Source organism: Chamaesiphon polymorphus CCALA 037 (genome assembly GCF_003003845.1).
Lineage (GTDB): Bacteria > Cyanobacteriota > Cyanobacteriia > Cyanobacteriales > Chamaesiphonaceae > Chamaesiphon > Chamaesiphon polymorphus.
The window spans coordinates 1-10,569 of sequence record NZ_PVWO01000174.1 but is presented as its reverse complement, the minus strand read 5'-3'; the positions used below and the strand labels follow the sequence as shown (position 1 = coordinate 10,569).

13 protein-coding genes are annotated in these 10,569 nt (G+C 47.9%); 8 read left to right on the top strand and 5 right to left on the bottom strand.

Going from position 1 to position 10,569, the window contains the following annotated elements; all coding sequences use genetic code 11:
- Window positions 1–147: 147 nt before the first annotated feature.
- Complete coding sequence (locus tag C7B77_RS14440) at window positions 148–1,806, bottom strand: serine/threonine protein kinase (RefSeq protein ID WP_106305959.1); 1,659 nt, start codon at window positions 1,804–1,806, stop codon at window positions 148–150.
- Between the two features lie 256 nt (window positions 1,807–2,062).
- Window positions 2,063–3,313 (bottom strand): hypothetical protein, encoded by a 1,251-nt coding sequence (locus tag C7B77_RS14435; RefSeq protein WP_106305956.1) that lies wholly within the window; start codon window positions 3,311–3,313, stop codon window positions 2,063–2,065.
- A gap of 182 nt (window positions 3,314–3,495) precedes the next feature.
- Here C7B77_RS14435 and C7B77_RS29255 point away from each other — a divergent pair, with 182 nt between their 5' ends.
- The 6 genes from C7B77_RS29255 (at window position 3,496) to C7B77_RS14415 (ending at window position 5,997) form a co-directional block, all read left to right on the top strand.
- The gene (locus C7B77_RS29255) at window positions 3,496–3,690 is read left to right on the top strand and encodes a hypothetical protein (protein WP_146138326.1); all 195 of its coding nucleotides are present in this window, start codon (window positions 3,496–3,498) and stop codon (window positions 3,688–3,690) included.
- A 184-nt stretch (window positions 3,691–3,874) separates the two neighbouring features.
- Complete coding sequence (gene rpmF / locus C7B77_RS14430; protein ID WP_015161822.1) at window positions 3,875–4,051, top strand: 50S ribosomal protein L32; 177 nt, start codon at window positions 3,875–3,877, stop codon at window positions 4,049–4,051.
- Window positions 4,052–4,187: 136 nt separating this feature from the next.
- Window positions 4,188–4,469 carry a hypothetical protein gene (locus C7B77_RS29250; RefSeq protein WP_146138325.1) on the top strand — a complete coding sequence of 94 codons (282 nt, stop codon included), beginning with the start codon at window positions 4,188–4,190 and terminating at the stop codon, window positions 4,467–4,469.
- Between the two features lie 78 nt (window positions 4,470–4,547).
- Window positions 4,548–4,937, top strand: a complete 390-nt coding sequence (locus C7B77_RS14425; RefSeq protein ID WP_106305953.1) for an HPF/RaiA family ribosome-associated protein — start codon at window positions 4,548–4,550, stop codon at window positions 4,935–4,937.
- Window positions 4,903–5,574, top strand: a complete 672-nt coding sequence (locus C7B77_RS14420) for a phosphoribosyltransferase (RefSeq protein WP_106305950.1) — start codon at window positions 4,903–4,905, stop codon at window positions 5,572–5,574. The genes C7B77_RS14425 and C7B77_RS14420 overlap by 35 nt, the downstream gene beginning before the upstream one ends.
- Window positions 5,575–5,658: 84 nt before the next feature.
- Window positions 5,659–5,997, top strand: coding sequence for a DUF4342 domain-containing protein (locus tag C7B77_RS14415; RefSeq protein ID WP_106305947.1), 339 nt, complete (start codon window positions 5,659–5,661; stop codon window positions 5,995–5,997).
- Between the two features lie 145 nt (window positions 5,998–6,142).
- Here C7B77_RS14415 and C7B77_RS14410 read toward each other — a convergent pair whose 3' ends face one another.
- The 3 genes from C7B77_RS14410 to C7B77_RS29245 all read right to left on the bottom strand — a co-directional run bounded on the left by C7B77_RS14410 (window position 6,143) and on the right by C7B77_RS29245 (window position 8,774).
- Window positions 6,143–7,870 carry a SulP family inorganic anion transporter gene (locus tag C7B77_RS14410; protein ID WP_106305944.1) on the bottom strand — a complete coding sequence of 576 codons (1,728 nt, stop codon included), beginning with the start codon at window positions 7,868–7,870 and terminating at the stop codon, window positions 6,143–6,145.
- 172 nt (window positions 7,871–8,042) lie between these two features.
- Window positions 8,043–8,420 carry a DUF4870 domain-containing protein gene (locus tag C7B77_RS14405; RefSeq protein ID WP_106305941.1) on the bottom strand — a complete coding sequence of 126 codons (378 nt, stop codon included), beginning with the start codon at window positions 8,418–8,420 and terminating at the stop codon, window positions 8,043–8,045.
- Between the two features lie 174 nt (window positions 8,421–8,594).
- Window positions 8,595–8,774, bottom strand: a complete 180-nt coding sequence (locus C7B77_RS29245; protein WP_146138324.1) for a hypothetical protein — start codon at window positions 8,772–8,774, stop codon at window positions 8,595–8,597.
- 44 nt (window positions 8,775–8,818) lie between these two features.
- On the opposite strand from C7B77_RS29245, the gene C7B77_RS14400 reads away from it, so the two are divergent.
- Together C7B77_RS14400 and C7B77_RS14395 are read left to right on the top strand one after the other, a co-directional pair.
- Window positions 8,819–9,607 (top strand): MlaE family lipid ABC transporter permease subunit, encoded by a 789-nt coding sequence (locus C7B77_RS14400; protein WP_106305938.1) that lies wholly within the window; start codon window positions 8,819–8,821, stop codon window positions 9,605–9,607.
- 130 nt (window positions 9,608–9,737) lie between these two features.
- A partial coding sequence (locus C7B77_RS14395) for a ferritin-like domain-containing protein (RefSeq protein ID WP_106305935.1) occupies window positions 9,738–10,569 on the top strand: 832 nt, incomplete at its 3' end.

The following is a 10,569-nucleotide window of genomic DNA, read 5'->3' as shown; positions in this document are numbered from 1 at the left end:
TGGGGGGAGCGGCGCATCGAACGGGAGGTTCCCTCCCGTTTGTGTGCGACAAGACAGACCCCCCAGATCCGGGTTCTTTAGCACCAGAGAACTTAATACGGCAGCCGTTTTTAACCCATTAGCGTAGCCCTACAAAGAGAAACCAACTTACCACAATGGCGTGGAATCTTTAGCAGGGGTTGATGGAGTAGGTTTGGGCGTATTGCCATAGCCCGGATCGGGATCGGAGTATTGCTTAGTTGGTGGCGACGGCTCGATCGATGGCGTAGGCGTCGGAACGGGAATAGTTGGTGATGGAGTAGGCGTCGGCGTCACCGCAGGAGTGGGAGAAACACCAGGCGATGGCACCTCAATTGGCGTTGCCGACTCCAACGGAGTGGGAGTACTTTCAGGCGTAGGAGTAATACTGGGAGTAGGGATAGGAGTGCGAGTCACCCTCGGCGAAGGTACCACAACAGGTTTGGGACTCTCGCTCTTAGGCGTCACCGTCGGTTTAGGCGTCGATTTAATGACTGGCGCATTACAGCTCGCGATTTGGTTATTAAATACCCAACCCGTCGATCGATCCGCCATTTGGATTTGGATAAAAGCATCCTGCTCCGAACGGTAGACAACCTTAGTACCGCGAGCTAAATTAGCCACAATTTTGGCATCCCGTTCCGGTTGCGCTCGCACCCGCGTCGAGGGTAAATCTGTAGGCGTAGCGATCCGACACAGATCGGTACTCACATCTCTAGCAAAATCCTGTCGATCGAATACACCCCGACTAAACCACACAAAACTCCCGACTGCTGCCAAAATTGCCGCAACACCACCAAACACCGGAAATAAATTCGGCCCCGAAGGGTTGGCAAACGTCGGTGATGAGGATTGAGAGTTAGTTGCAGGCGGTCTCGATGTCATGACCGTCGCTGCTTGCGAGTCTGGATTGCGCAGTTGGGGCTGAGGGACTTGAACGTAAGTCGCATCTGGCGAAACCACAACACCACTAATCAATCCTCTGACCGCCTTGAGAGCCTCGGCAGCCGTCTGAAACCGATCTTTGAAGTGATACCGAGTCATCCGCTGGAGAATGGCAATTAGCTGGGGATTAGCCAGCGTCAAATGCTCCCACTTGAGTTCGCCCGTGTTCTCGTCGGTAGCCAACTCGTAAGGGTTGACACCAGTCAGAGCTTGAATGCCGATCGTACCTAAAGAATACAGATCGCTGCTCGCGCGCGGCGTACCAGAGGCTTGCTCGATCGGCATATAGCCAGGAGTCCCAATTGCCACTGTCACCGTATTTTGTCCGTTCAACATCTGTTGATTGCGGACTTGTTTGATCGCACCAAAGTCAATCAAAATCAATCGCCGATCGCGATTGCGGCGCATGATATTATCGGGCTTAATATCGCGATGAATTACCCCCTGACCGTGGATAAACACCAGAATATCTAAAATCTCATTCAGCAGCTCGATAACCTGTGCTTCGCTCCATTTGGTACCTTTGGTCAGCTCTTTAGATAGTGGATGTCCGGGGACATATTCCTGAACTAAATAAAATTCCTGCTGCTCTTCAAAATAGGCAAGTAAACGCGGAATCCGATCGTGATTCCCTAGTTGCTGGAGCACGATGGCTTCTTTCTCAAAAAAATTCCGCGCGATATCCAGCAAGGTGCGATCCGAGCTGGCTGGTTTGAGATGTTTGAGCACGCATTTCGGATTGCCAGGTAAATGCAAGTCTTCGGTAATATAGGTTTGCCCGAATCCCCCAGCCCCCAACACTTCAAGTACGCGATAGTGTCCCGCTAATAACTGACCAATCATGCAATAAACTTATCTCCTCAGATATCTCAACTTTACTCTTCTATTGGATAATTGACGAGAACTTAAGTTTGAATGGTGCTACACCCAAGATCTGGAGTACGGAATCGGGTTTAGGTTAGTAACCGATCGCTCGTGCAATAAACTTAGCTCTTTGTGAATATCTCAACTTTAACCCGATTAGAGGGTTGACGAAAACTGGAATTTTTAGTGGCCGATCGATTGCCCCCAATTCCCTATAATCGAGAGTTATTGGGTGTCAACTATCGAGCGATGTCATCCGCCAAACTCGATCGATCGCCCAACTCGGACAACCGCGCTGAATTTTAGTGACTTTGCGATCGATCTCTTGCCCTTGAGCATTTTTCAAGACTTCTGTCCGAATAATCCGCTCGCCATCTTGAAGATAGCTCGCCAGTACCTGCATGGCTTTAAGTTTGAGCGATGCTTGTCTTTCTCCGAGCGACAGCGGCGGCGCAGTGGGCGTTGGGGCTACAACTGGCACTTCGTCAGTCTTGGTTGGCACTCGGACTGAAACCGTTGGGCTAGGGGGTGCGGGTGGTATCGTCGCAACAGGAGTGGGTTCGATCTCCACTGGGGACTGTACAGTCAGATCTTCTAGGACATTAGTGCCACTAAGTAGCTCGCTAATATTATAAATGCCTTCGATCCGATCGATGTCTTCGCTATCCTCAGTATTAAAAGTACTCAGATATGATTCTAAATCGATCTCGATCGATGAATCGTCGCTTGCCGCCATCGATTCTTGACTGGTGGGTGTGGCTACTAGAGTCGATTGCTGTGGCTGTGGACGAGACAACAATTCAGAGGATGAAGATTCCGACATGGGCAATGTCGCAGAGTCGGATAAATTATTATCCCTTGACTCTGGTGGGTCATCCTGTGTCGGTGTGGGTACATCGAGCCAAACGACATATTCTTCTGGCTCGATCGTGATTTCACCCCTAGCAATCTTAATCGTAAAATTACCCTGCTTGGGTTGCAGATCTTCTACTAAATACCAATTACCCTTACTAAAGGTCAAAATATTAACTGGTGGATTCGGATTGTTGAGTTGATAGCGTTTGTTATTCCACCAAATCCGCCATAACTGAATGACTTCGGTGTAGTTTAAATGATAACCATCTGGAATTTTAAAGTGATGGTGTTCTGTAAATTCTGGATGCGATGATTTTTGCCGAGTAATGAATCCTAATGCTGTTAAATCCCGCACGATACTCGCTCTAAAAATTGAGTTGTTGCCGATCAGAACTTTCCGCTGCCATTGATTTACTTGTTTGCTAATACCGATCAGCTTTGAATTGCGATCGCTCAATCTAATTGAAGTTTCAGTAAATTCTAACTTTAAATTTTCACTAGTGGCAGAGTGCTTTTCACCTCTAGCAAAGTAGCCAATGATATCGAGTTCTTCAGCGGTTGGAGCGGGATCGGCTGTACCAGATGACAAACTATTACCAGTGCCAGGGGATACAAAATTTGGGTCGGTCATGGGGTTACATCAGCTACGATTTAGATATACGAAATTTTTAAATATAAGTCGAACTACTATACGACCGTTACTATTTTGATAGAATATATAGTAGTTGCATCTTTGCCCCCTAATTTTAGCCAGTCAAATTTGAAATCGGTCAGTGGGTTCGCTAATTTTGAGCATTTTGACTTACGCAAGATGTGCGGCCGATCGCTCGTCCCGATCGTCTTCAGTTGCGAGGTTGCGGCTACCGATCGGATCGAGATCTCCTAAACATAGTGATGCCGATCGCATCGATCGCCGCAACTCAGATTATCTTGCAAGTAATTTTACTGTTAATCCGCGCGACATCTACCATCAAAACTGTCGATTGCATCGAACCTACATTCGCGTAGCCGCCAGTGCATATAGATCTACACCCCGATCGCTCTATATTCCCGACAGTAATAGCATCGCAAAAAGCGTCTGTCGATCGCCACGACATCACCGAGGAGCTTGTAGCTTTGAGTTTGGGCTTTTTCAAAGACCGGAGTTCGATCTTTGTTATACTAGGAAGGCTGTGCCTAAATATTTACTCATATGGCAGTTCCAAAGAAGAAAACATCCAAATCCAAACGCGACAAACGCCGCGCTACTTGGCGTAACAAAGCCGCTATCCAAGCCAGAAAAGCACTCTCATTAGGTAAATCCGTTCTGACTGGACGCTCTACTAGCTTTGTTTATCCTCAGCCTGATGATGAAGAATCCGCCGAATAATGACGGCAAACTCGCAGCGATCGAGGACTACTAATTGAAGTACTTACCCAACCGATCGAACATCCAGGAGACTCCCGCTTACTGTGCAGCAGAAGCGGTGAGCGGAATGGACTTTAAATTAATTGAGAATTGAGAATTGAGAATTGAGAATTGCGGATTGATTTTTCTCCTGACGGAGAGGCTACGCCAACGGACGGGTTTGTCTTGTCGCACACAAACGGGAGGGAACCTCCCGTTCGATGCGCCGCTCCCGTCCATGAAAATCAACCAAGCAGCGGATGGAATCGCGCTGATGTTTCCTCAGCGTTCCACCAAGCAGCGGATTGATTTTCTCCTGACGGAGAGGCTGCGCCAACGAATCGGGTTTCCCGACCGAGGTGCGCCGCTCCTCCACATGTGTTGTACCAAAAATTATTAGCAGCGATCGATTTCCTCACAAGTTTCTCAACCTTTCGATCTATCTTAAAGATCGAGCAGCGCAAGAGGTCAAGAAATTATGAGAGCGAATACCCAAATCTTCTGGCAAAACCTGTCACCATCGGACGCGATTGAAGTCAAAATTCGCAAACAGATTGCCAAGCTCGAAAAATTCTCCGAGCATCTGAGCGATTGTCGAGTCATTATCGAAGTCCCACATCGTCACCAGCATCAAGGCAATATTTACCACGTCCAAATTAATTTGACCGTCCCTGGTAACCAATTAATCGTCAATCGTCAGCCGTCTGCACAGCAGTCACATGAAGATCTCGATCTTGCCATTCGAGATGCCTTTGAAAGTGCCGAACGCCAACTTAAAGAGTATACACGGCAACGACGCGGCGACATTAAAACACCTGCCGGAGGTGAGACGGATGACGAGCGTCGCCCGATTTCGCAATCGCACTGAAGCCGGACAATTATTAGCTAGCCAACTCACCGCATATGTCAATCTGCCCAATGTCCTGGTGCTCGGTATTCCGTGCGGTGGGGTACCCGTCGCCTTTGAAGTGGCAGAAGCACTTAATGCACCCTTAGACATCTGTTTGGTGCGAAGACTGGGTGTGCCCGGACGTTCAGAGCTAGCCATCGGTGCAATCTCCGCTAGTGGATTTGAGGTGTTGAACGAAAATCTGCTCGATTGGTTGCGAATTTCTGGACATACGATCGCTGAAGTTGCCGATCGGGAACTTCAGAAACTACATCGACACGATCTCATTTATCGGGGAGATCGTCCCCCATTAAAGATCCGCGATCGAATTGTCATTTTGGTAGATGAGGGTTTGGCGACGGGTGCGATGATGCGAGCGGCTATCGGCGAGATCGCACCCCAGCAACCACAACGCATAATTATCGCCGTTCCCGTTGCACCGCCCGACATCTGCCAGGAATTGAGATCGGCAGTCGATGAGGTGGTGTGCTTAAACACTCCCGCACAGTTTGAGGGGATCGGTTTATGGTATGAGGATTTCGATCGAACCACCGATGACGAAGTGTGTGAATTGCTCAATGTAGCGACCTACAAGTTTTACAGCTCGATTTGGTAAAAAATCGCCTATACATTTACCTTCACAAGTTTCTCAACATTATCGTTTAGGCTAGAGATATCACCAGCGATGGAGAGTTAAATTATGAGTACACCTGTCGATTCCGAACAACACGTCGAACGAGTTGATGCTGACTTATCAACGACCACACCCGCAGCGAAGACAGAAGAAAAGATTGGGGTAGAAGAATTTACGATTACAGGCGATGCTCTGGTTGCCAAAATTAAGGAACTCATTCACCAAGGCAATATTCGGCGAATTATTCTCAAAAATGAAGAAGGCCGCATCTTGATTGAAATTCCCTTAACAGTCGGTGTTGTCGGGAGCGTACTGAGTGCGGCTCTCTTCCCCGTCATGGCTGCTGTTGGAGCAATTGGGGCAATGGTAGCTCATCTGACGATCGCGATCGAGAAACGCGAATAAAGCAGGAGATCGACCTCATCGATCTCCCAATTCCATAATTTTTGGCATTGCCGAGCTGAGGTACGATCTGCTATTTTTTTAACAAACAAATTATCTTATCCCCGCTCCCCGCTCTTTCATCCTGCAATTCAGCAACGACTAATTCCTATTGACCCCGAGATTCAAAGTCTGTCAGCATACTATGTAACGTCATATAAATATGTCGTTCGCCGATCTTTTCTAACAGATGAGATCGCTTTAACTGCACGTAGAGATCTTGCTTGACTCGTGCCATGCCCAGAGTAATGCCTCTGGCTGCTAATTCATCGCATAATTCGGCCAGAACGTCTGCTGCCGTGATATCGATTTCGACAATCGCCTCGGTATTGAGCACAAACCATTCTACTGGCGTAACTTCTGCGGCGATCGCATCGAGCGCGCGGCATTTAAAATCCTCTGCATTGGCAAAACACAAAGGCGCATCATAGCGATAAATCACCAATCCAGGAATGGTAGTCGCTCCTGCCCAGTCTTGGATATCGTGCAGTCCTGGCAGATTTGGTACGATGCCTTGCACCGCGTCGTGAGGACGTGCCAATCGCGCCAACAATTCCACGATCGATAATCCCACCGCCACTGCTACCCCAACTAAGATATCGGTGAGGATGACGCCGAGTGTCGTCATTAGGGCTATTAAAAATTCACTGCGCCGAAATTTGTATAGTCTGACAAACTCGGGGATATCGATTAATTTAATCGCAGCAAATACCACGATCGCACCTAATGCTGCTTTGGGAAATAGCGACAAAATTGGGCGCAGAAACAACAATACTACCACCACAACACCCATCGCCACTAACGAAAAAAGCTGGGTTTTACTGCCTGCCGTATCCGCAATTGCCGTGCGAGAGCCACTACTACTCACGGGGAAACCTTGCATCAAACCCGCTCCCAGATTAGCCAGTCCGAGGGCGAGTAATTCTTGATTGGCATCAATTCGTTGGCGGAGCCTATCGGAACGATAATCGCGATTGCGTGCCGCAAACGAGCGAGCCGTGAGGACATTATCCGAATAACCGACGATCGCAATGCCCAGAGCCGATGCTAACAAACTGGGGAGTTGCGTTGGCAAGTTAGGCAATACAAATTGTGGCAAACCTGCCGGAATCTCGCCCACAACTGCCACACCCTGACGATCGAGCTTAAAGATAGCCACCGCCGCAGTGCCGATTAAAATCGCCAATAAGGGCGCAGGAGCTTGAGGAACGAGACGCCCAAAAACGAACAGAAATCCGATCGTCAGTCCAGCTAGGATGAGAGTTAGCCAATGGATGCTCGGCTCTCCAGCGTCAGCTCCGCCAATTAATCGATCGATAAATTCACCGATTTGGGCGAAGACAGTGTTGCCCTCAATTGGGATACCCCCGATCTTGCCCAGTTGTCCGGCAATCATAATTACCGCTACCCCGGCCATATAACCAATCAGAATCGGCTTGGAGAGCAGATTTGCTAAGAAACCCAATTTGGCAAAATAGCCCACAACACAAACGCCACCCACCAGCACCGCCAGCGTCGAAGCCAGCATCAGATAGTTACTGCGATCTGCTAGCAGCAACGGCGATATTGCTGCCGCCGTCATCACTGCTGTGGTCGATTCTGGCCCAACAGAGAGTTGTCGCGACGAACCAAAGAGGGCATAAACGAGTATCGCTGGCAGAATCGTCCACAGCCCCACAACAGGCGGCACACCGACTAATTCTCCATAAGCCATACATTGGGGAATTAAGTAAGCTGCAACAGTAATGCCTGCTAAAATATCGCCGCGCCACCACGATCGATCGTAGCTCCACAATCGATCTAATCCGGGCAATTTAATTGAAAATATCTCGTGCATGTTCGATCGATTTTCCCGCCTCCATACTAGTTGATAAGAATACCAACCGAGCGGGATTTGCTGGACACCTCATACAAGCGATCGATCGCTAAAATTATTTAGATGACTTTAATTATTTGTAGAAAACGATGTAGAGCTTCATTGCTCTACATCATTATCGAAAACAGCTAATTTACAGTACTCTCCAAATAAAGGGATAGCGATAAGGCTCATTAGGATTATTTAAAGTTGCTAAAATCCCAAAAATTGGTGGTATCAAGGTAAAGAGCGTAAAGATTCCCCCAATTAACCATGCTAAAGGAATGGTGATGATTAAAGCATGGAAGAAAGCTCCTAGCCCTACTGTAATTGCTCCGTACAGCCAAATATTAAAGTGATAATTTAGTGTTTCCTTAGCAGTTGTCTTGATGACCGGATCTTCAAACAGCAACAAAATCACTAATGGAATCGCCGAAGTAACGAGCAGCGAACCTAAAAAAATCGAGCCATGGCACAACAACGAAAATAGTTTGCGTTTGCCACTATTACTGCGATCGCCAGTATCAACCATTTCAAATCCTCTTTAATTTTACTAGAGTTTAATTATATTGACTCTAGCATAGCTGACTGGAGTCTGACAGTGCGTTTTTCCTGGGTGGAAATCCGAAATCAGTGTGGCAGAAACATTCTCGATCGATTAACTTTTATTGCATAGATCGTCGTCGATCGGAAGGCAAGCAACTAGTTATAATGCTTTACAACCAGATCGGCAAACCGAAACACCTGAATCGGTACGAGGGCAAATCCTCGTGCTTGCCTTGCCGCCACGATCGGGTGTATGCCCGATCGTCAGTCGCTCCATTAACACGATCGGATCGCCCGATTGCCTTGTGGTTCCCCGACTAAATGCTACTTTTTTACACATTTTTTTAATGTTTCCGCTGTCTTTTCTTCCTCACACATTCCTCCATGTCTCCACGATCTGGTGCAAACTCGCAGCCATACGGATATATCCGCTTTGCCTTCACGCTGCTACTAATCGGTCAAGTTTGGTTGCATTTGATTCAAGGTAAAACTTGTCTGAAAAAAGTCCCCGAACATTTATTTAAAACTGGCCCTGCATCGATGCTGCCAGTCTTGTTAGCCAATCTGATGGCGGGGATGATTTTTACGATTCAAACAGCCAGACAATTAGAGTCCATGGGTACGATTAATTCGGTTGGGGGTATATTTGCGCTGGCATTCGGTCGAGAACTGGCACCAATTCTGACCGCTTGTGTCGTTGCTGGGCAAGTCGGCTCGGCATTTGCCGCAGAAATTGGGGCGATGAAAATCAGCGAACAAATCGATGCTCTCTACACCCTCAGAACCGATCCGATCGATTACCTGATCTTGCCACGGGTACTCGCTTGTTGTGCGATGGTGCCGATTTTAATTATCTTAGGTTTGGTATTTGGGATTGGCGGCGGGATCTTTGCCGCCGCGCAACTATATCAAGTACCACCATTAGTATTTTTAGATTCGGTGCGGAGTTTTTTGCTCACCAACGATCTGCTGATGTTGGGATTTAAGGGCATACTATTTGGCATCGCCATTGGTGCGATTGGCTGTGGGTGGGGGATGACCACTTATGGCGGCGTCAAGCAAGTCGGCGAGTCGGCTACCGCTGCTGTAATTGTCTCTGGACTGTCTATTTTTGCAATCGATCTAGCAATTTCTATACTATTTGGCGATCTGCCAATTAAAAAGCCGATGTAAGTTACGCTCTATCTGATGTCAAATCAATCCATAGTCGATCGTGATGTCTAACGATCGAGCCTCCCTCTCAAATGAGATTGCGTTACAATTCTTATTGCTAGCCGATATCTGACTATCCTCGCAAAACATCATGACAGTTGCCTACCCTCGCAAATTCAACAACAGTCTCAGTGCCAGAGATATTCTCAAACGCGTGGTTAGCGATCGAGAAATTCATCTCGTTACCCTCAATCGCTACCGCTACAACGAACAACGCAGTTGCAAAGATCTGACCGAATTAATCGAGCAGCTCAATGGTAATCCACCAGAATTAATTCGCGATCTATCCCATCACATCAACGATGAATCTCGTCATGCCCTGTGGCTGACAGATTTGTTGGTCGATTTGGGTGGCCCTCTAGATACTCCACCTGGCGTATCGTATATCGACGAATTCAATCGGTTGATCGATCGCGAAACCTACACCACCGCTGAAGATGGTGTCATTGCTGCCTTGGCTGCGATTAATGTCACCGAAAAACGCGGCTGTGAGTTCTTCTCAGCTCACATTCACGCCCTCAAAGCTGCCCCCCAAACGGAAGAAAATATTCAGATCCGCGAAACGATCGAGAAAATTTTCCCTGAAGAAACCGGACATGTCCGCTGGGGCACCAGACAATTAGCTAAAATTGCGGCCAAAAGTCCTGCTCACCGCCAAAAAGTCGAAACAGCCAAACGCAAGTTTGTCGCGATCGAACAAGCGGCATATGAATCGGGGATGGACATCATGTTTGGTGCCGAATTGCGCCGAGCAAATAACTTGATGGATGTCGCCAACACTCTACCGCTGTGGGAACGTCCTCAATACCTGATGGCGCGCCTACCCGAAACCCTCCTCGATCCCGAACTCCAAAAAGTCCGCATGACTGCCGCCCAAAAAGCCTGGGATCGCGATCCGCAAGCTTTTGTGACTAAGTTTATTC